Genomic DNA, 20,647 nt, shown 5'->3' with positions numbered 1-20,647 from the left:
CCCGCGCCGACGCCCCTCCACCCCGCCGGCTACTGGGGGGGGGCCGGCGGGCGCGGGGGGGGGCGGCGGCCGGGGGGGGCGCGGGGGGGGGCGCCCCCCCCCCGCCCCCCCCCACGCCGGGCTCCCGAAGCCGCCGCCCCCGGCGGACGCGGCTCAGCCGGCCGGCTGGTCGTGGGTGGAGCAGTGGATGCCGCCGCCGCCGGAGGCGATGGTGTCGATCCGGATCGGGACGATCTCGCGGTCGGGGAACTGGTCCCGGAAGACCTCCTGGGCGTGGCCGTCGGCCTTGGCGTCGCCGAACAGCGGCAGGTAGACGCCCTTGTTGCCGATGTAGAAGTTCATGTAGGAGGAGACGAAGGCGTCGCCGCGGCCGGTGATCCGGTCCGGGTCCGGCTGGCTGATCTCGATCACCTTGAGCTTGCGGCCGGCCGCGTCGGTGGCCTCGCCGAGGACGGCGCGGGCCTGGTCGGCGGAGCGGGACCAGACGTCCGGCGGGGTGCCGGGGAAGGCCCGGTCCAGGAAGACGACGCCGGGGGCGGCGAAGCGGGCGAGGCAGTCGACGTGGGCGTCGGTGATGTCCTTGCCCTTCACGCCGGCCAGCCAGATCACCTTGGTCACGCCGAGGACCTTCCTCAGCTCCGCCTCGACCTGGTCCCGGCTCATGTCCGGGTTGCGGTTGTCGTTGACGACGGAGCTCTCGGTCACCATCAGGGTGCCCTGGCCGTCGGTCTCGAAGGAGCCGCCCTCGGCGACCAGCCGGGTCTCGATCCGCTCCACGCCGTACTTCGCCAGCACCGTGCGGGCGACCTTGGAGTCGTTGCCGCGCTGCTGCTTCCCGCCCCAGCCGTTGAAGTTGAAGTCGACGCCCTTGACCTTGCCGCCCTCCTCGACGAACACCGGCACGGTGTCGCGGGCCCACAGGTCGTCCACCGGGACGGAGAGCAGCTCGACGTCCGACCCGCAGGCGTCGCGGGCCGAGTCCTCCTGGCCCGGGCGGACCAGCAGGACCACCGGCTCGCGCCCGCCGATGGCCCGGGCGACCGAGGCGATGTCCTTGCGGACGGCCCCGAGCTGCTCGCCCCAGACGTTCTCGGAGGCGGGCCAGGCCATGAAGGTCCGCTCGTGCTTCTCCCACTCGCCGCCGAGCCGGCGTGCGCCGGCGGGCCGCGCGGGCGGGTCGGCGGACGGCTGTCCGGCGGCGCCGGAGCCGGGGGCTGTGGGCGGGGTCGTGGGGTCGGCCGGGTCGTCGCCGGCCGCGGCGCAGGCGCTCGCGCCGAGGGCGATCACACCGGCTCCGGCGAGGGAGCGCAGCACGGTGCGGCGGGCGAGGGGGGACTGGGACACGCTGAACTCCGGTGGGGCTGGGGGTGGATCCGGTCCGGCGGGGGAGGGCGGGGCTCCGCGGGCGCGGTCGTCCGGCGGTGCCGGACCTGCACTCTCGCATTGACTGAAAAATCAGTCAAGCTCTACGGTGAAGGCACCCCAACCACCCCGAAACGACCGGGCCGCCGCATCCGCGGCCCCGGTCAGGTCCTGGAAGAGCGGCTGGAGGGCGAGGGGCGGTCGGTCGGCGGACATGCGGGGGCCTCTCTCGGCGGACCGGGAGGGGGCGGGATCGGTACGAGGTCCCCGGGCGGCCACGGCGCGTACGGCGCAAACGGCATCGCGAAGTTTAGAGGTAGGGTCAGGATCGACGTGACCGGCCCTGCCGGGCCCCGGCGACCGGCGGGTGGTGGTGCGGCAGCTCGGTGTCGACGGCGCTGCGCAGCAGCCGGCGGGCGTGGTCGAGCGGCAGCGATCCGCTCAGCCAGCGCACGCTGAGGCCTTCGACGAGGGTGGTGAGCCGCTCGGCGGAGGCCGCGTGCGCGGGCGCGGTGCCGGCCGGGTCGGCCCGGGCGAGGAGTTCGGCGATGTCGTGCACCCAGGTGTGGGTGGTCCGGGCCAGGTCCGTGCGCAGGCTCGGCTCGAAGACGGCGCTGGCCCGCAACTCGCCCCAGGCGGTGCTGTTCTCCCGCACCTCGGTGCTGTCCTGGAGCTCCCGGAGCAGGATCCGTTCGAGGTCGGCCCGGGGGTCCTCGGTCCGGGGCGCGGGCTCGTCGTCGGCGGTGTAGTGGTCGGCGCGGTCGCTGATGAAGCCCAGCGTCTCGCGCAGGATCCCGGCGCGGTCGGTGAAGTGGTAGTAGATCAGCGAGGTGGACACCCCGGCCTCGGTGGCCAGCTCGCCCACGCGCAGCCCGCGTACGCCCCGGCGGGCGATGACCCGGGTCGCGGCTTTGAGTATTTCCGTCCGACGGTCCGACATGATCGCCCACTCTACCGGGCTCCCTGACTGGTCAGAGGGATTCCTGATGATCTTTTCAGGCAGTTTCCCCGGCTTCGCCGCCAAGTCTTGACTGAATTTTCAGTACGGTGGAGGATGCGGGGCAACCCCCACACCTCCCACCTCAGTCAGGGAGCGCCATGCACACCCCCAGACCCTCCCGACGCGGCCTGCTCCGCCTCGGCGCCGCCGCCGTCCCGCTGATCGCCCTCGGTACCGCCCTCCCGGCGAGCGCCCGGGCCGCGACCGCGGACAGCGCCGACCCGGCCGACCCGGTCGCACCCGCCGCCACCGCGAGGCTGCGGATGCCCGCCGAGAGCGACCGGCACGACCGCACCTTCATGGCCTGGCCGGCCCTGTCCTCGATCTGGCGGACCCAGCTCTCGGCGGTCCGCGACGACATCGCGCGGGTCGCCCACGAGATCTCCCGCTACGAGCCGGTCGTCGTGGTCGCCCGCCCCGGCCAGGCCGCCGACGCGCGCTACTACTGCGGCCGCGGCGCCTACTACCCCGTCACCGTCCTGGAGATCTCCAACGACGACCTGTGGATCCGCGACTTCGGCCCGACCTTCCTGACCGCCCCCGGCGCCATCGCCGGTGTCGACACCAACTTCAACGGCTGGGGCAAGAGCGGCACCCCCTACTACCAGCGCTACACCGAGGACGCCGCGGTCGCGGCCACCCTCCTCGCCGGCTACGGCGTCGACCGCGTCCAGGCCCCCTTCGTCGGCGAGGGCGGCGCCCTGGAGACGGACGGCCAGGGCACCCTGCTGGCCACCGTCAGCTCGCTGGTCAACGACAACCGCAACCCCGGGATGTCCCAGGACCAGGTCGAGCAGGCCCTCAGGTCGACGCTCGGGATGGACAAGGTGATCTGGCTGGCCGGGCTGGCGGGCCAGGACATCACCGACGATCACATCGACTGCCTGGCGCGCTTCAGCACACCCGGCCGGGTCCTCCTCGACCAGCCCGGCCCCGGCACCGACCGGATCTGGGCCGACGTCTACGAGCAGGCCAAGCAGGTCCTGGGGACCGCCACCGACGCCCAAGGCCGCCCGCTGACCGTGGTGGAGCTCCCCGGCCCCGACCGGGCGCGGATCCGCGGCCGCGGCAAGGACTTCCTGTCCAGCTACACCAACTTCTACGTCGCCAACGGCGCGGTGTTCGTGCCCCAGTTCGGCGACGGCTACGCCGACGCGCTGGCGTACTCGATCCTGCGGGCCGAGTTCCCCGGCCGCGACGTCGTCCAGCTCGACATCGACAACATCGCCTCCGGGGGCGGCGGCATCCACTGCGCCACCCAGGCGCAGCCGGCCGTCCCGCCGGCCTACTGACCCCCCGCCGGCCCGTCCGGATCCCCACGGGGACGGGCCGCCGGGGCCCACCGCACCGCATCCCACCCCACCCCCTCCCGCTCCGGCCGGCCCGGCGCACCCCGAGCGCCGGGCCGGCCGGGCCCGAACAGAAGAGGTTTCCCGTGACGTACCGCATGCCCGCGGAGTGGACCGAGCACGAGGGCTGCCTGATGGCCTGGCCCGTCCGCCCGGACCTGTGGGGCGACACCCTCGACGAGGTGCAGGACGAGTACGCGGCGGTCGCCCGCGCCATCGCCGCGTTCGAGCCGGTCACCATGGTGGCGCCGCCCGGCCACGCCGAGGCCGCGCGCGCCCGGTGCGGTGAGGGCGTCGCCGTCGTGGAACTGCCCACCGACGACTCCTGGTTCCGCGACTCCGCGCCGGTCTTCGTCCTGGACGCGGAGGGCCACCGGGCCGGCGTGGACTTCCGCTTCAACGCCTGGGGCCGCAAGCACCACCCCTGGGACGCCGACGACCGGATCAGCGCCCTGCTGCTGGAGCACCTCGGCACCCCGGCGATCCGCTCCGAGATGATCCTCGAAGGCGGTGCGATCACCGTCGACGGCGAGGGCACGCTGATCACCACCGAGCAGTGCCTGCTGCACCCCAACCGCAATCCGGACCTGACCCGGGAGGACATCGAGGCCGAGCTGAGGACGCGCCTCGGCGTCACCAAGGTGATCTGGCTGCCGTACGGCGGCGCGCTGGACACCGAGACCGACGGGCACGTGGACGGCGTCTGCGCCTTCGTCGCCCCCGGCAAGGTCGTGCTGCAGTTCCCCGCCGACCCGGAGCACCCGGACTACGTGCGGATGCGGGCCAACCGCGCCGTCCTGGAGCACTCCACCGACGCCCAGGGCCGGCCCTTCGAGATCGTCGAGCTTCCGCAGGCCGCGTTCGTCGAGGTCGACGGCCGCGAGGTCGAGGTGGCGTACCTGAACTTCTACCTGGCCAACGGCGGGGTCGTCGTGCCGGTCGCCGACCACCCCGAGGACGCGGGGGCGCTGGCCGTCCTGGCCGCGGCCTGCCCGGACCGGAAGGTCGTCGGCGTGCGCGCCCGGGTGATCGCCTACGGCGGCGGCGGCGTCCACTGCATCACCCAGCAGGTCCCGGCCGCCCGGGCCTGAACGCCCGCGCCCGGCCCCCGGCGTGCCGCGCCCGATCCTCGGCGCGCGGCGCCCGACCCCGCCGCCCGACCCCCGCCAGCGAACGGAGAAGTCCCCTCATGCCTCCCACCGCGCCCGCCGGACGCACCCCCACCCGCGGCCGCCTGCTGCTCGGCACCGCCGTGCTCTCGGCCGCGGCCCTGGTCGCCGCCTGCTCCGGCCCGCCGCGCACCGGCTCCGACGAGTCGACCGTCCAGCTCTCCGCCGACACCCCGGCGGCCAAGGGCGAGCTCGACTCCTTCACCTGGGCCACCTACGCCGAACCACCGACCCTCGACTACATCCAGGCCTTCGACTACCCGCAGAACACCGTGCTCTCCAACGTGTGCGAGAGCCTGATGCGCTGGACCCCGCAGCTCACCCTGGCCCCCGGCCTGGCCGAGAAGGCCGCCAACCCGGACCCGACCACCTGGGTCTACGACCTGCGCTCCGGCGTGCACTTCCACGACGGCTCGGTGATGACCGCCGACGACGTCGTCTTCAGCCTCGGCCGGCAGACCGACCCGGCCAACGCGGCGGCCTGGGCCCAGGTGTTCCAGAACGTCGACAGCATCACCAGGACCGGCCCGCTCCAGGTCACCGTCAAGCTCAAGCAGCCCGACTCCCAGTTCCCCCAGTACATGGCCACCGCCGCCGGCGTGGTCGCCGCCAAGGCCGGGGTGGAGGCGGCCGGCAAGGACTACGGCACCGCCGGCAGCCTGGACTGCACCGGCCCCTTCAAGCTGGGCAGTTGGGCCAAGGGCCAGTCGATCGAGCTCGACCGCTTCGACGACTACTGGGGCACCAGGGCCAAGTCGAAGAAGGCCGTCTTCCGCTTCCTCACCGACCCGTCCGCCCGCACCAACGCGATGCTCACCGGCGACGTCGACGGCGGCTACCTGATCCCCACCGAGAGCTACGACCGGCTGCGTAAGAGCGGCGCCGGCACGCTCTACTTCGGCGAGGGCCTGAGCACCGTCAACCTCAACGTCACCAGCATGCAGGGCGCGCTCGGCGACCTGCGGGTCCGGCAGGCGCTGTCCCTGGCGCTGGACCGCTCCGGCTTCGTCCGGACCGGCCTCGCCGGAGCCGGCAGCGTCACCGGCTCGCTCACCACCCGGGCCGCCTGGGCCGGCGCCCCCGACGACGTCCGCAGGACGGCCTTCGAACACCTCACCCCGACCGCCCCCGACCTCGACCGGGCCAAGGCCCTGATCAAGGAGGCCGGCGCCGAGGGGAAGACGATCACCGTCGCCACCAGCACCATCGGCCAGGACGTCTCGCTGCTCGCCACCGCCGTCCAGGCCGCCGGAGCGAAGATCGGCCTGAACGTCCAGCTGAAGACGATCGCCCCGAACGCCTTCACCGCGCTGTTCACCGACGCCAAGGCGCGCGAAGGCATCGACATGTTCCCCGAGACCTACTACGACTCGGTCACCGACCCGCTCGACCTGCTGGTCAACTTCCGCACCGGCGCCTACCAGAACTTCGCCGGCTACAGCGACAAGGCCTACGACGAGCTCGTCGACCAGGCCACCGCCGAGTACGACCCGGCCAGGCGCGGCGCGATCGAGGCCAAGCTCCAGCAGACCGCCTCCGAACAGCTGCTGTGGCTCCCGGTCGCCGAGTGGCCCACCGCCGTCTTCCTCGACAAGCGCGTCACCGGCGCCCCCACCACCATCTCGTACATGTACCAGCCGTGGGCCGCCGCCGTGGGGGCCGCCCGGTGAACTTCCTGAGATTCGCCGTCCGGCGGCTGGCCGAGATGGCCGCCACCCTGCTCGGCGCGTCCTTCGTGGTCTTCGGCGCGATGTACCTCGCGCCGGGGAGCCCGGCGAGCTTCCTGCTGTCCGGCCGGTCGGCCTCGCCGGCCGCCCTGCAGGCGATCAACGACCAGTACCACCTCGACGACCCCTTCCTGGTCCGGTACTTCCGCTGGCTCGGCCAGGTGCTCCAGGGCGACTTCGGACGCTCCATCACCTACCGCACCGACGTCTCCACGCTGCTCGCAGACCGGCTGCCCGCCACCCTGACGCTGGTGGCCATGGCCCTGCTCGTGGTCGCCGTCCTCGGCCTGGCCCTCGGCTGGATCGGCGCGGTGCGCGGCGGCGTGACCGACACCGCGATCCTGCTCTCCACCACGCTCGCGGTCGGCACCCCGTCCTTCGTCGCGGCGGTCCTGCTGCAGGGCCTGTTCGCGGTCGGCCTGGGCTGGTTCCCGACCAGCGGCACCGGCGACGGCTTCCTCGACCTGTTGTGGCACCTCACCCTGCCGGCGATCGCACTCGCCCTGTACCTGATCGGGATGCTCGCCCGGGTCACCCGCTCGGCGATGCTGGAGGCGCTGGACGGCGAGCACGTCGCCGTCGCCCGCAGCCGCGGCGTGCCCGAGCGCGAGGTGATCCGCCGCCACGTGTTCCGCAACTCACTGGGCACCGTGCTGACCACCGGAGGCCTGATCGTCTCCACCCTGCTGGTCTGCACGATCCTGGTGGAGTCCGCCTTCAGCATCGGCGGTATCGGGCAGCTCCTCGAACTGTCCACCACCACCAAGGACTTCCCGACCGTCCAGGCCGTCTCCCTGCTCATCGTCGTCCTGTTCATGACCGTGAACCTGGTCGTCGACCTGCTCCACCCACTGGTCGACCCCCGCGTCGCCCTCGGCACCGGGAGGTCCGGCGCATGAGTACCCTGCTCACCGAACGGCCCCGCCTCACCCGGCGGCCCGGCCTCGGCCGGCTCAGGGCCGCCGGCAGCCCGCTCCACCTCGCCTGCCTCGGCTTCGTCGCCCTGGTCGTCCTCGCCGCCCTGCTCGCCCCCTGGGTGGCGCCGGACGACCCGAACGCCGTCGACCTCGGCAACGCCCTCGCCGGCCCCTCGGCGGACCACCCGCTCGGCGTCGACGCGGCCGGCCGCGACACCCTCTCCCGGCTGCTGACCGGCGCCCGCACCTCACTGCTCGGCCCGCTCGGCGTGGTGTTCTTCTCCACCCTCGCGGGCGTGCTGGTCGGCCTGGTCGCGGGCTGGCGCGGCGGCTGGCTCGACTCCGTCCTGTCCCGTAGCACCGAGCTGGTCTTCGCCTTCCCCGGCATGCTGCTCGCCATCCTGATCGTCTCGGTCCAGGGCGAGGGCCTGATGGCCCCCGTCCTCGCCCTCGCGATCGCCTACCTGCCGTACGTCTCGCGGCTGACCCGCGCGCTGGTGCTGGCCGAACGCACGCGCCCCTACGTCAGCGCGTACCTGGTCCAGGGCCACTCCGCGACCCAGATCTGCCTGCGGCACGTGCTGCCCAACATCGCCCCGATCGTCCTCGCCCAGTCCACCGTCAACTTCGGATACGCCCTCATGGACCTGGCCGGCCTGTCCTTCCTCGGACTCGGCGTCCCCGCGCTCACCCCGGACTGGGGGCGGATGGTCTTCGACGGCCAGACCGCGATCCAGCACGGCTATCCGCTCTCCGCGATCCTGCCCTGCGCCCTCATCGTGCTCACCGTCGTCGCCTTCAACGTCGTCGGCGAGCGCTGGGCCGACCGCGTCGCCCGGAGGACCCCGTGAACCCTGCGGACCGCACCGAAGAGCGGGCGAACGCCCTCGACGTCCGGGGCCTGCGGCTCCGGCTGCCCGGCACCGCCCGGCCCGTCCTCGACGGCGTCGACCTCATCGTCGCCCCCCGCGAGACCGTCGCCCTGGTCGGCGAGTCCGGCTCCGGCAAGACCCTCACCTCCCGCACCGCCCTGGGCCTGCTGCCGCCCGGCGCCACCGTCGAGGGCAGCGTGCTGGTCGACGGCGAGGACGTCCTGACCATGGGCCCCGACCGGCTGCGCGCCCTGCGCACCGGCCGGGCCGCGATGATCTTCCAGGACCCCCGGGCGGCCATCAACCCGCTGCGCCGCATCGGCGACTTCCTCACCGAGGGCGTCCGGTTCGGCGGCCGCACGGGCGCGGCCGAGGCCGAGCGGCGCGCGGTCGAACTGCTCGACGCCGTGGGCCTCGGCCCCGACCTGCTGCGCCGCCACCCCGGGCAGCTCTCCGGCGGCATGCTGCAACGCGTCATGATCGCGGCCGCGCTGATGGGCGACCCGGCCCTGCTGCTCGCGGACGAACCGACCACCGCGCTCGACGTCACCAGCCAGGCCGAGGTCGTCGCCCTCCTCGGCCGGCTGCGCGAACGCTTCGGCACCGGCCTGCTGTTCGTCACCCACGACCTCGGGCTCGCCGCCGCCATCAGCGACCGGGTCCACGTGATGTACGCCGGGCGGATCGTCGAGAGCGGCCCCGCCGGGGAGCTGTTCGAGCGGCCCCGCCACCCGTACACCGCCGCCCTGCTCGCCGCCACCCCCCGGCTGGACGCCCGGCCCGGCCGGCTCGCCGCCATCGACGGCCAACCGCCGGACCTGCGGCAGGAGTTGACCGGCTGCGCGTTCGCCTCCCGCTGCCGGTACGCGACCGAACCGTGCCGCGAGCAGACCCCCACGGCGCACCCGGTCGCCTGCCACCACCCGCTCGAAGGGAGCCGCGCCGATGACTGAGCCCGTCCTCGACGTCAGGAACCTGTGCCGCACCTTCGGCACCGTACGGGCCGTGGACGAGGTGTCGTTCACCCTCCCGGCCGGCGGCTCGCTCGGCATCGTCGGGGAGTCCGGCTCCGGCAAGACCACCACCGCCCGGATCGTCGTCGGCCTCGACCGGGGCGACGCGGGCGAGGTGCTGGTCGGCGGCCGGGCCCGCACCGGCCGGGCCCGGGGGAGGGCCGAACGGCTGGCCCGGGCCCGCGAGGTGCAGATGGTCTTCCAGGACCCGTACCTCTCGCTGGACCCGCGCACCAGCGTCGAGGCCGTGCTGCGGGAGACCCTGCGGCTGCACTTCCCCGGCACCGACCACGCCGCCCGGATCCGCGAACTCCTCGACCAGGTCGGCCTCGGCACCCGGGCGGCCGACGCGCTGCCCCGGCAGCTCTCCGGCGGCCAGCGCCAACGCGTCGCCATCGCCCGCGCGCTGGCCGTCCAGCCGGCCGTGCTGGTGCTGGACGAGGCGGTCGCCGCGCTGGACGTCTCCGTCCAGGCACAGGTTCTCAACCTGCTCGCCGACATCCGCGAACGGACCGGCGTCGGCTACCTGTTCATCACCCACGACCTGGGCGTCGTCCGCTGCGTCACCGACGAGGTCGTCGTGATGCGGCACGGGCGGATCGTCGAATCCGGCCCCACCGCCGACGTCCTGGACTCCCCGCGGCACGCCTACACCAGGCTGCTGCTGGAGTCCGTCCCCCGGCCCGGCTGGGATCCCGACCGGATCGCCGCCGCACGCCGCGCACTGTAGGAAGGCCCCGGCCCGGCAGGCCCACCGCCGGCCGGGCCGGGGCGAACGAGTACCACCGGCGGACGGCGCCGGGCCGGCAGCGCACCTGCCCGCCCGGCGCCGCCCGCCGCAGGAAGGACGACCGTGCAGGTCACCACCGACGACACCCCCGCGACCGTACGGGCCGCGCACCGATCCCCCCGCCGCCACTGGCGCTTCGCCGCCGCCGACGCCCCGTGACCGGATTCCCCCGGACGGCCGATGCGTGCCGCGCCGGGTCCTGACCTTCCTGTCAGTAGCCTGCGGAGCCGAACCCTGACACCTACCGGAACGAGGCTCCCATGGCTGACCCCCGGCCGTCCCGCCGCGCCCTCCTGCAGTCCGGGGCCGCGCTCGCCGCCCTGGCCCTGGCCGGCTGCTCCTCCTCCGACAGCGGAGCGCAGGCGCAGCCCGGCCCGAGCGGGACGGCCTCGGGCGCGGCCCCGTCCGGCGGCCCGGCGCCGTCCGGCGGTACCGGTGGGTGGGCGATGCCGGCCGAGTCCGCCACGCACACCCGCACGTTCATGGCCTGGCCGGCGCTGGAGGAGGTGTGGGGCGACCAACTGCCCGGCGTGCGCCAGGACATCGCGGCGCTGGCCCAGGCCATCGCCGGCTTCGAGCCGGTCGTCCTGCTGGCCCGCCCCGACCAGGCCGGGCAGGCCCGGCAGGCCTGCGGCTCCTCGGTCGAGGTGCTGGAGCTGGCCGTCGACGACCTGTGGGCCCGGGACACCGGCCCGACCTTCGTCACCGGCCCGCAGGGCCTGGCCGGGGTCGACTTCGACTTCAACGGCTGGGGCAACAAGCAGACCCACGACAACGACGCGCAGGTCGCCCGCAACCTCCTCGCCCACTACGGCCTCACCCGCCTCCAGGCGCCGATCACCGGTGAGGGCGGCGGCATCGAGGTGGACGGCGAGGGCACCCTGATGGCCACCGAGAGCTCCTGGGTCAACGACAACCGCAACCCCGGCAAGTCCCGCGACCAGATCGAGGCGGGCTTCAAGGACCTGCTCGGCGTGCAGAAGGTGATCTGGTTCAAGGGCGTCGCCGGGCAGGACATCACCGACTGCCACATCGACGCCCTCGCCCGCTTCGCCGAGCCCGGCACCGTCCTGCTGCACCGCCCGGCCGCCGACACCCCGCCGGACGTCTGGACCACCGCCTCCGCCCAGGCGGTGCAGGTGCTGCAGTCGGCGACGGACGCCAAGGGCCGCTCGCTGAAGGTGGTCGACCTGCCCGAGCCCGACTTCCAGCTGATCGAGGGCAGCGGGAAGAACTTCCTCGCCACCTACCTCAACTACTACGTCTGCAACGGCGGCGTCATCGTCCCGCGCTTCGGCGACCAGGCCGCCGACGACCACGCGGTCGGCGTCATCGGGGATCTGCACGCCGGCCGCAAGGTCACCCAGGTCACCATCAACCACATCGCCGCGGGCGGCGGCGGCATCCACTGCGCCACCCAGCAGCAGCCCGCCGCGCCCGGCGCCGGCCCGTCGTGAGCGGGCCCCGCCGGAGGCCGGCCGCCGGACGGTCTCCGGCGTCGGCCGGTCGTGGGCCGGTCGTGGGCCGGCCGGTGGCTCAGCCGAGGGCGGGGACGTCGTGGGTGGCGCAGTGGATGCCGCCGCCGCCCGCGGCGATCGCGTCGATCTTCACCGGGACGATCTCCCGGCCCGGGAAGTACTGCTTCAGCACCTGCTGGGCCCGGTCGTCGGCCCTGGCGTCGCCGAACTTCGGCAGGTAGACGCCCTTCGAGCCGACGTAGAAGTTCATGTACGAGGAGACGAAGGCGTCGCCGCGCCCAGTGATCCTGTCCGGGTCGGGCTGCTGGAGCTCCACCACCTGCAGCTTCCTGCCGGTGGCGTCGGTCGCGTCCTTCAGCACGGACCGGGCCTGATCGGCCGAGCGGGACCAGACGTCCGGCGGGGTGCCGGGGAAGGCCTGGTCGAGCAGGACCACGCCCGGGGCGGCGAAGCGGGCCAGGCAGTCGACGTGGGCATCGGTGATGTCCTTGCCCTTCACGCCGGCCAGCCAGATCACCTTGGTCACGCCGAGGACCTTCCTCAGCTCCGCCCCGACCTGGTCCCGGCTCATGCCCGGGTTGCGGTTGTCGTTGACGACGGAGCTCTCGGTCACCATCAGGGTGCCCTGGCCGTCGGTCTCGAAGGAGCCGCCCTCGGCGACCAGCCGGGTCTCGATCCGCTCCACGCCGTACTTCGCCAGCACCGTGCGGGCGACCTTGGAGTCGTTGCCGCGCTGCTGCTTCCCGCCCCAGCCGTTGAAGTTGAAGTCGACGCCCTTGACCTTGCCGTCCTCCTCGACGAACACCGGCAGGGTGTCCCGGGCCCACAGGTCGTCGACGGCGATCGGCACCACCTCGACGGCGGAGCCGCACGCCTTCCTCGCCGCCTCCACCTGCTCGGGGCGGGCCATCAGCACGACCGGTTCGCGGGCCGAGATGGCCTGGGCCAGCCCGGCGACGTCCCGGCGGACGTCCGGGAGCTGGTCGCCCCAGACGTTCTCGGAGGCGGGCCAGGACATCACCGTGCGCAGGTGCTTCTCCCACTCGGCGCCGAAGCGGCGCGGGCCGGGGGTGCCGCCCGGCTGCGGCGGCACGGCGCCGTCGACGTCCTCGACGCCGTTGGGGTCGCAGGCGGTGAGGCCAAGAGCGAGCGCACCGACACCGGCGGCGGCGCCCGCCCCGGCGAAGGAGCGGATCAGGGAGCGGCGGGACAGGGCCTTGGTCATGCGGGAACTCCGAACGTCGTGAGGGTGGTGGGGGCTCGGGGCTTACGGCAGGGGCTCGTGCATGGTGGAGCAGTGGATGCCGCCGCCGCCGGCCATCAGGCGGTCGACGTCCAGCTGTACGACCTCGCGCCCGGGGAAGGCCGCGGCCAGCGTCTCCCGGGCGGCGGCGTCCTTGTACGCGTCGCCGAACTGGGCGGTGATGACGCCGCCGTTGACGAGGTGGAAGTTGAGGTAGGAGTCGACGAACTTCGAGCTGCGCGAGCGGACGGTGTCCGGGCCGTGCACCGGGATCACCTGGAGGCGGCGGCCGCGGGCGTCGGTGGCGGCGGAGAGGATCGCGAACTGCTCGCGGGCGTCGCGCGCCCAGGCGTCGTTCCGGTCCGCGGGCGGCAGCTGCACCATCACCACGCCGGGGCGGACGAACCGGGAGGTGACGTCCACGTGGTCGTCGGTGATGTCCTGGCCCTTGATGCCCGGCAGCCAGATCATGGTGTCCGCGCCGTAGGCCTCCAGCACGGCGTCCTCGATCTCGTCCCGGCTCATGCCGCGGTTGCGGTTCTTGTTGACCAGGCTGCTCTCGGTGGCCATCACCGTGCCGTCGCCGTCGGTCTCGATCGCGCCGCCCTCGCCGACGAAGTCCGCGTAGCTGTGGCGCAGGCCCCGGCGGGCGGCGACGAGCTCGGCGACCCGGGCGTCGTCGTGGTGGACCTGCTTGTTGCCCCAGCCGTTGAAGTTGAGGACGACGGCGTCCAGGCCGCCGTAGCCGTCCCGGCGGAAGACCGGCGCGATGTCGCGCATCCACAGGTCGTCGGTGGGGATCGCGGTGATCACCTCGACGCCGGAGCCGCACCGGGGCCGGGCCTTGTCGGCGCTCCAGTCGTCGGGGGCGCACAGGACGACCGGCTCGAACTCGGCGATCGTGCGCGCGATCAGGGCGATGTCCTCCTGGACGCCGCCGAGGCGCAGTCCCCAGACGCCCCGGCGGGAGGGCCAGGACATCCAGGTCCGCGCGTGCGGGACGTCGTCCGCGGGCACCCAGGGGTACGGCCGGTGGTCGTCGTGGTAGCGGGTCATGAGGGTCTCCAGATCGTGCGACGGTGCCGGGGAGGGCGTGCGGCCGCCGGGTCCACTCTTCGCGCCGCGACGCACCGGCGCACCACGCGACGCACCGGCGCACCACGCGACGCACCGGCGCACCAGGGGAACGGACCGGTGGAAGTGCCCTGCCTGCGGGTTCAGGCTCGCACTGACTGAAAAATCAGTCAAACTCGCGCGCGTGTCGTGACGGACCGGGAACGGAACCCCCACCGAATGCGACGCTCCCGCGCGCGAATCCCCTCGCCTCGCCCCGCCCCGATCAGGAGCCGAGCCGGACCACCTCGGCGTCGATCGCGTCGGCCAGCAGCGTCCGCGCGTGCGCCAGCGGAAGGCTGCCGCTGAGCCAGCGGGTGCTCAGTCCCTCCAGCAGCGCGGTCAGCCGCTCCGCCGCCCCGGCCAGCGCCACGGCGGAGGCCATCGGCCGCACCACGCCCAGCAGCTCGGCGATCTCCTGCACCCAGACCCGGGTGGCCCGGGCCAGGTCCTCGCGCAGCGTCTCGTCGAACACCGCGCTCGCCCGCAGCTCGCCCCAGGCGGTGCTGTTCTCCCGCACCTCGACGGTGTCCTGGAGCTCCAGCAGCAGTGTCTGCTCCAGCTCCTCACGGGCCGTCAGCGGTGGTGCGTCGGCCGCGCGCTCGGTCGTGTAGCGCTCCGCCCGGTCGTTGATGAACTCCAGCGTCTGCCGGAGGATCCCGGTGCGGTCCTTGAAGTGGTAGTAGATCAGCGCGGTGGACACGCCCGCCTCGGCCGCGAGTTCCTCCACCCGCAGTCCGCGCACCCCTCGCCGCGCGATCACCCGCGCGGCTGCTTCCATGATCGACGCTTTTCGACTGGCCACGATCCACACCCTACCGGGGCGCGGCGGGAGCGCGGCGCGGCCGCCTGAAGGATCGGTCAGCGGCAGCATCGCGACACCCGGCCGGCGGGCCCGCCGTCACATCGGTGGGCCCGCCGGATCGCACAGCTCGGGAGGGTCCTACGAGACCGTGCTCCAGCTCTGGCCCGCGGCCGCGGCGTTCGCGGTGTCCGTCGTCACGGTCGAGCCCGGCTGGCCGCCGCTCGCGCCGAGGGCGAGGCCGGTGGCGACGTTGGTGATGGTCAGGGCGCCGGTCGCGGTGTTCTGCGCCACCCGCCATTCCTGCCACCGGTTGCCCGGTGAGTAGTTCAGCAGGTAGGCGCTGTTGCCCGCGGCCGTGCCCGCCGCCAGGACGGTGTGGACGTGGGTGGCGGTGTCGCAGTTGTCGCTGATCCGCACGGTGCCGTCCGGGTTGCCGGTGAAGGTCCACTGCTCGGAGGTGTGGGTGGGCCACCAGGTGTTCACGTCGGCGGCGGAGGTGAGCGGCGAGCTGCAGGTGCCGGAGACCTCCAGCACCAGGCCGCCGGTGCCGCCCGCGCTCAGCGCGTGGTACCGGCCGTCGTTCACGACCGTCGCCGGGACGGTGGCGGCCTGCGGCGTCAGCCGGAACATCTGGACGCCGTGCGGCGCCACCCAGGTGCCGCCGACCGTGCCCCCGGCGGCGACCGTGCCGGTCGCGCCGGTCCACAGCTCCTTGGAGGTGTACCCGCCGGTCAGCCCGAGCGCGCCGAGGCCGGCGCCGATCGTCTGCCAGTTGGCCGGGTCCTGGTTGACCAGCAGCACGGCGGTGTCCCCGTTGGCCAGCTGCCGCTTCAGCACGACCGGCGCGGTGGCGCTCGCCGGCTTGGCACCGACCAGGGTCGCGGGCCTGGCGAGCGCGTCCTGGTCGACGGCGATGACGTCGGTGTTCTTGAGCACCGCCAGGCTCGACGCGCCGATCCCGGTGGACCAGGTGTAGCCGCCGTCGCTGTGCTGCGACTGCGCGGCGGTGCGCAGGTCGGCGCCGGAGATCAGCGGCGCGGCGAGCATCGACAGGACGGAGGTCTCGGTGCGCGACTCGTCGTCGGTGAACGGCTTGTGGCAGGTGCAGGTGTCGGTGGTGCCGTAGAGGCCGAACACGTCGTTCCAGCCGGTGAACATCATGTCGAGGTCGTTCCAGCTGCCCGGCCGGACGTTGCCGGGGTACTGCAGCGCGGTGCCCAGCTGCCCGTTCCACAGCACGCCGTCGAGCTCGCTGTCGCGGTCCCCGCCGATCCGGCAGAGGTTGGCGACCTGCCCGCACCAGACGCCGGTCGGCGCGTAGCCGGGCGCGCTGAACGGCGCCGTCCCGGCGGCCCGGACGACCGGGTCGGTGCGGGCCGGGTCGGCCGGGTCGAGCAGGTACGGCACGCCGGTGTGGGCGGGCTGGGCGGAGACGCTGAGGGTGACCTTCGGGCGGCCCTGGGCGGCCGAGGCGGCGTCGAGGGCCTGCTGGAAGGTCTGCACGCGGGCGTAGATCGAGCGGGTGAGCTCCTTGCCCTCGCCCTGGGTGTAGTAGTCGTGGCCGTCCGGGCCGATGACCGGCGGCCCGTACGGGCAGTCGTCGTACTTGACGAAGTCGACGCCCCAGGAGACGAAGTCGCTCGCGTCGGTGGCTTCGTGGCCGAGGCTGCCGGGGTGCATCTGGCAGGTCTCGTAGGTGTCGGTGGCGTAGAGGCCGAACTTCATGCCCTTGCTGTGGGCGTACCAGGTCAGGTACTGGATGCCGTTGACGGTCCGTCCGTCGACGGTCCGGGCGGGGAAGTGGTCCGGGCGCGGGATCAGGTGGCCGGAGGTGGGGTCGGTGCCGGTGCCGTCGGTGCCGGCGACGGGCTGCCCGGCGGCGTCGTAGAGCTGCATCGAGCCGGACGGCGTCCGGACGAAGTCGGTGCTCTGGCCGTCGCGGTGCCAGAGCGACCAGCCGTCGTCGACGGTGACGGTGTTGTAGCCGGCCGCCACCAGGCCGTTGGCGGCCATGAAGTCGATGGTATGGACGACCTGGTCCTCGGTGACCTCGGTGCCGAGGGAGTTCCAGGAGTTCCACCCCATGGGCGGGGTGAGGGCGTTGCCGTTGCCCAGGGCGGCGGCCGGGGCGGCCGTGCCGAGGCTGAGGGCGCCCAGGCCCGTGGTGGCGAGTGCCAGCGCGAGCAGGGGTGCCGCGAGGCGGCGGGGAAGGAGGCGCACGGGTGCTCCTGCGGGGGTGTGGGGGAGTGAAGCCGTGTCACCTGGCGCGTGGGGGCGGGCCACATGGTTCCCATGTGACCGGTGACATGTGCTATTTCACCTCCCCGCGAGAGGCGCCGTCAACGGGAAGGGCCGCCCTCGGCCGCCGGGCACACGCCGGTGGCGCCGCTGTGAGGCGGCGCCACCGGGGTTGGTGTGCTGTTCAGTTGGTCATCGGGTCAGGTCCGGGTCAGCTGTGCCGGCCCGGTCGGCGGTAGGCGACCAGGAGCAGCGCGCCGCCGCCGAGGACGGCGATGGCCCCGAGGGCCGCGATGAGCGCGTTGGGCGAGGAACTGCCGGTGTGCGGCAGGGTGCCGCCGCTCGCCGACGAACTCGGGCTGTGGGTGTGGCTGTGGGTGTGGGTCGGGCTCACCGGCGGGGTCCCGGTGCCGGAGGTCGAGGTGGTCGGGGAGGGGGACGTCGGGGTCGGCGTCGGGCTGGGCGAGTTCGTCGGGCTCGGCGAGGGCGAGTGGGTCGGCGACGGGGACGGGCTCGGCGAGGGCGAGTGGGTCGGCGAGGGGGACGGCGACGGCGAGGGCGAGCTGTTGCGCAGGATCACGCCCATGTCGAGGTCGAGGTCCCGCTGGCCGCCCTTGAGGGTGACGACCTGGGTGAGCCCGGTGGCCGGGTCGGCGTCCGAGTCCTTGGCCGGGTCGGTGCCGGCGCCGCGCTTGGTGACGGTGGCGCCGGTGGGCAGCGTGGTCAGGTCGAACTGCACCTGGTAGCTGCCGTCCGGCAGGTTGTCGAACAGGTAGTGCCCGGTGGCGTCGGTCACCGTGGTGACGGGCTTGCCGTTCTTGTCCCGGACGGGTTGGCCGTTGCCGTCGAGCAGGTTCACGGTGACCCCGGGGATCCCGGGCTCACCGGGCTGCTGGATGCCGGAGCCGTCCAGGTCCTGCCAGACGAAGTCGCCCAGCGCGTTGTTCGTCGGGGCCGTCACCTTGACGGCGACGCCGACCTTGGCGGGCTCGGCGGGCAGCAGCTGGCGGCCCTCGTTGTCGGTGGCGGTGAAGGCGAAGCTGTTCCAGGCGTAGTCGCCCTCGGGCGCGTCGTAGGAGGCGACCATCGGCCAGGTCAGCGCGAACGACTCACCCGGGGCCATGGCGCCGGCCCGGTGGACGCGGAACCAGGTCGCCGTGCCCGGCCCGGGGAAGGCGGCGCTCCAGGCCGCCGCGGCGTTGCAGCCCGTCCGGGTGACCAGGGCGGTCTCGACGCAGGGGTTGGGGTCGGTGGTGTACTCGATCACCACGGTCGGGTCGCTGCTGGTGATCGGCTGGCTCAGCGAGGGCGTCCAGGCGCTGCCGCGCGCGGCGTCCTGGGTGAGCACGTAGTTGTCGCCGGGGGTCGGGAGCTCGTCGTAGGCGATGAACCCGGTGACCGGGTCGGGCGAGTCGTTGCGCACGGTCATCCGGTAGGAGATCCGGCCGCCGGGGGTGGCGGTGCCGATGCTGACGTAGTCGGCGTCGAGGTCGCCCTTGACCTCCTTGTACGAGCGCAGCGCCGCGGGCGCGTCCACCTGGATGTTGGAGGAGGCGTGGCACATCAGCTCGGTGGTGTCGCCGTTGCCGTTGAGGTCCAGCACGTCGGGCGTGCTGCCGCTGTCGGAGCCGGAGAACATGCAGGCGACCGGGGCGGTGGGCTGGTCGACGGTGACGTAGACGTCGTTGGTCAGCCGGCCGGGGCGGACGCTGCTGGCGACCTGGACGTCGAACAGCATCCGGTAGGCCAGCGGGTCGTGCAGGTACGTCATGTCCGGTGCGCCGGCCGGCCACGCCATCCGGAGGATCTGGCGGCCGTCCGGACCGGGGGTGACGGTGACGGAGGTGGGGGCCTTGGCGTCCGGGTAGTTGGGGTCGGGCCGGGCCGAGCCGTCGACGTAGACGACGCCCGCGGGGAGCACGTCGTAGAGGACGAGCGGGCGGTCCAGGTCACGGGCGCTGCGGTTGTACGGGATGACCTGGAAGGTGGCCATGCCGCCGGGGGCGGACAGTTCGCCGGCGACGGTGGTCTTGGCGGCGCCGAGGTTGGTGGCCTGGGTGATGGTGGTGGAGGCGCAGGCGTTGGCGGAGGCGTTGTTGGTGCCGTCCGTCGCCGTGGTGTCCACGCAGTTGGTCAGCGGGGTCGGGGCGGTGCGCCCGTCGTGGCCGGGGGTGGCGACCTGGGTGACCACCTGGACGGCGTTGCCGGGGCTCCAGCCGGTGGGGATCGGGCCGTTCCAGGTGAACTTCAGCCCGTCCAGCCAGCGCCCGGCCGGGATGCCCAGCTCGTCGCGGGACGGGTCACCGGCGCCCTGGACGAAGGTGATCCGGCGCGCGGTGGAGCCGTTGAACGGGCTGGTCGGGGTGAAGGTCTGCCAGGTCGGGTCGCCGTTGAGCCGGTACTGGAGGGTCAGCCCGATGCTGTTCGGGTTCCACGGCTCCAGCTGGATCGACTGCGGGTAGATCCAGTTGTAGACGCCGTCCGTGCTGCCCGCGCCCGGGTCGGTGATCGTCAGGCTGGTCGCCGGCCCCGAGGTGTTCGTGGCGGAGATGCTGAACGAGTTGAGGTCGCCGTTGATGGTGGTGTCGCGCCACACCTTGCTGGCGGTCACCACCACGCCGGTCGCCGGCGGGCGGAACTGGCCGGTGGTGGTGGAGGCGCTGTCCAGCTTCCGCTCGGCCTCGGTCAGCGGCGCGCCGAGCAGGTCGACGTTGTTGTCGGAGGTGGTGCCGTCCGGGAAGTCGGCCTCGGGGTAGTGGACGACCAGCACGCCGGGGTTGCGGCAGCCGCCGCGCCCGTTGCCGGAGGTGAACGCCCCGATGTCGTAGCCCCAGGTGTTGGGCCCGGGGGCGACCTGCGCCCAGCCCGGCGAGCGGCCGGTGTCGACCACCACGCCCGGCGGCAGGGTGTCCAGCAGGCGGCTGGTGTCCAGGTCGACGTTGGGCACGTTGTCGGTGGCGCAGGCGCTGAACTGGTAGGTGACGGTGCGTCCGTCGCTGCTGGAGGTCTGGATCCCCTTGGTCACCGTGTACTGCGGCTGGACCTGCGCCTTGGTGTTCGCGGTGGAGGTCTGCGAGGTCTCCCCGGTGGCGCTCATGGTCGCGCTGTTGGTGGAGGTGGTCCCGTTGGGGGTGGTGAAGTTCGGGTACTTCATCGTCACCGTGATGGTGGCGGTGGTGCCGGGGCTGAGGTTCTTCAGCTTGATGTCCATGCTGCCGCCCATCGCCCCGCCGGCGGGCACGGTGGAGGCGGCCGCGTCGACCGAGGACGGGTCCGGCGTCCAGCCGACGAACTGCATGTTCGACGGCAGGGTGTCGAGGATCCGGCCGTTGGTGCACTCGGTGATCGAGCAGGTGTAGCGCAGGGTGTACGTCACGGTCTCCCCGGGGGAGACGGTCGCCTTGTCCACGCTCTTGGTGAAGGAGATCGCGGCCTGGGCCGGTGGCGCGAGCACGCTGCTGCTGAGCAGCGAACCCGCCACCAGGGCCAGGACCGAGGCGATCCGCCCGGTCCGGAAGGGAATGCGCATAGCGGGCAGTTCATCCGACCGGCCGGTCCGGTCCCGGACGGC

General features: G+C 73.4%; 15 protein-coding genes. 8 read left to right on the top strand and 7 right to left on the bottom strand.

Annotated features, from left to right (window positions below; genetic code table 11):
- Positions 1–153 precede the first annotated feature (153 nt).
- Together ACPC54_RS25515 and ACPC54_RS25510 are read right to left on the bottom strand one after the other, a co-directional pair.
- Positions 154–1,344 (bottom strand): agmatine deiminase family protein, encoded by a 1,191-nt coding sequence (locus tag ACPC54_RS25515; RefSeq protein ID WP_498967975.1) that lies wholly within the window; start codon positions 1,342–1,344, stop codon positions 154–156.
- Between the two features lie 340 nt (positions 1,345–1,684).
- Positions 1,685–2,302 carry a TetR/AcrR family transcriptional regulator gene (locus tag ACPC54_RS25510; RefSeq protein WP_498967973.1) on the bottom strand — a complete coding sequence of 206 codons (618 nt, stop codon included), beginning with the start codon at positions 2,300–2,302 and terminating at the stop codon, positions 1,685–1,687.
- 158 nt (positions 2,303–2,460) lie between these two features.
- On the opposite strand from ACPC54_RS25510, the gene ACPC54_RS25505 reads away from it, so the two are divergent.
- The 8 genes from ACPC54_RS25505 to ACPC54_RS25470 all read left to right on the top strand — a co-directional run bounded on the left by ACPC54_RS25505 (position 2,461) and on the right by ACPC54_RS25470 (position 11,656).
- Positions 2,461–3,654, top strand: coding sequence for an agmatine deiminase family protein (locus tag ACPC54_RS25505; RefSeq protein ID WP_498967971.1), 1,194 nt, complete (start codon positions 2,461–2,463; stop codon positions 3,652–3,654).
- A 143-nt stretch (positions 3,655–3,797) separates the two neighbouring features.
- Complete coding sequence (locus ACPC54_RS25500) at positions 3,798–4,802, top strand: agmatine deiminase family protein (RefSeq protein WP_498967970.1); 1,005 nt, start codon at positions 3,798–3,800, stop codon at positions 4,800–4,802.
- Positions 4,803–4,900: 98 nt separating this feature from the next.
- Positions 4,901–6,550, top strand: coding sequence for an ABC transporter substrate-binding protein (locus tag ACPC54_RS25495; protein WP_498967969.1), 1,650 nt, complete (start codon positions 4,901–4,903; stop codon positions 6,548–6,550).
- The gene (locus tag ACPC54_RS25490; RefSeq protein WP_498967967.1) at positions 6,547–7,506 is read left to right on the top strand and encodes an ABC transporter permease; all 960 of its coding nucleotides are present in this window, start codon (positions 6,547–6,549) and stop codon (positions 7,504–7,506) included. The genes ACPC54_RS25495 and ACPC54_RS25490 overlap by 4 nt, the downstream gene beginning before the upstream one ends.
- Complete coding sequence (locus ACPC54_RS25485) at positions 7,503–8,375, top strand: ABC transporter permease (RefSeq protein WP_498967965.1); 873 nt, start codon at positions 7,503–7,505, stop codon at positions 8,373–8,375. Before ACPC54_RS25490 ends, ACPC54_RS25485 begins: the two co-directional genes overlap by 4 nt.
- On the top strand, positions 8,372–9,349 hold the full coding sequence (locus tag ACPC54_RS25480; RefSeq protein WP_498967963.1) for an ABC transporter ATP-binding protein: 978 nt from the start codon (positions 8,372–8,374) through the stop codon (positions 9,347–9,349). The genes ACPC54_RS25485 and ACPC54_RS25480 overlap by 4 nt, the downstream gene beginning before the upstream one ends.
- Positions 9,342–10,139, top strand: coding sequence for an ABC transporter ATP-binding protein (locus tag ACPC54_RS25475; RefSeq protein WP_498967961.1), 798 nt, complete (start codon positions 9,342–9,344; stop codon positions 10,137–10,139). The genes ACPC54_RS25480 and ACPC54_RS25475 overlap by 8 nt, the downstream gene beginning before the upstream one ends.
- 320 nt (positions 10,140–10,459) lie before the next feature.
- On the top strand, positions 10,460–11,656 hold the full coding sequence (locus ACPC54_RS25470) for an agmatine deiminase family protein (protein ID WP_498967960.1): 1,197 nt from the start codon (positions 10,460–10,462) through the stop codon (positions 11,654–11,656).
- Positions 11,657–11,735: 79 nt separating this feature from the next.
- Here the strand turns inward: ACPC54_RS25470 and ACPC54_RS25465 are convergent, their stop codons facing one another.
- The 5 genes from ACPC54_RS25465 to ACPC54_RS25445 all read right to left on the bottom strand — a co-directional run bounded on the left by ACPC54_RS25465 (position 11,736) and on the right by ACPC54_RS25445 (position 20,605).
- Entirely contained in the window at positions 11,736–12,902 is a 1,167-nt protein-coding gene (locus ACPC54_RS25465; RefSeq protein ID WP_498967959.1) for an agmatine deiminase family protein, read from the bottom strand.
- 42 nt (positions 12,903–12,944) lie between these two features.
- Positions 12,945–13,976 (bottom strand): agmatine deiminase family protein, encoded by a 1,032-nt coding sequence (locus ACPC54_RS25460; protein WP_498967957.1) that lies wholly within the window; start codon positions 13,974–13,976, stop codon positions 12,945–12,947.
- Positions 13,977–14,259: 283 nt separating this feature from the next.
- Positions 14,260–14,814: a TetR/AcrR family transcriptional regulator gene (locus ACPC54_RS25455; RefSeq protein ID WP_498967986.1), complete on the bottom strand. Its 555-nt coding sequence runs from the start codon at positions 14,812–14,814 to the stop codon at positions 14,260–14,262.
- 162 nt (positions 14,815–14,976) lie between these two features.
- Complete coding sequence (locus tag ACPC54_RS25450; protein ID WP_498967956.1) at positions 14,977–17,058, bottom strand: alpha-galactosidase; 2,082 nt, start codon at positions 17,056–17,058, stop codon at positions 14,977–14,979.
- 229 nt (positions 17,059–17,287) lie between these two features.
- On the bottom strand, positions 17,288–20,605 hold the full coding sequence (locus tag ACPC54_RS25445) for an SdrD B-like domain-containing protein (protein WP_498967954.1): 3,318 nt from the start codon (positions 20,603–20,605) through the stop codon (positions 17,288–17,290).
- Positions 20,606–20,647: the final 42 nt, after the last annotated feature.

Origin of the sequence: Kitasatospora sp. NPDC094028, assembly GCF_049543595.1 — a bacterium.
GTDB lineage: Bacteria > Actinomycetota > Actinomycetes > Streptomycetales > Streptomycetaceae > Kitasatospora.
The sequence above is the reverse complement of the archived record's forward strand: the minus strand, read 5'-3'. Positions and strand labels throughout refer to the sequence as shown.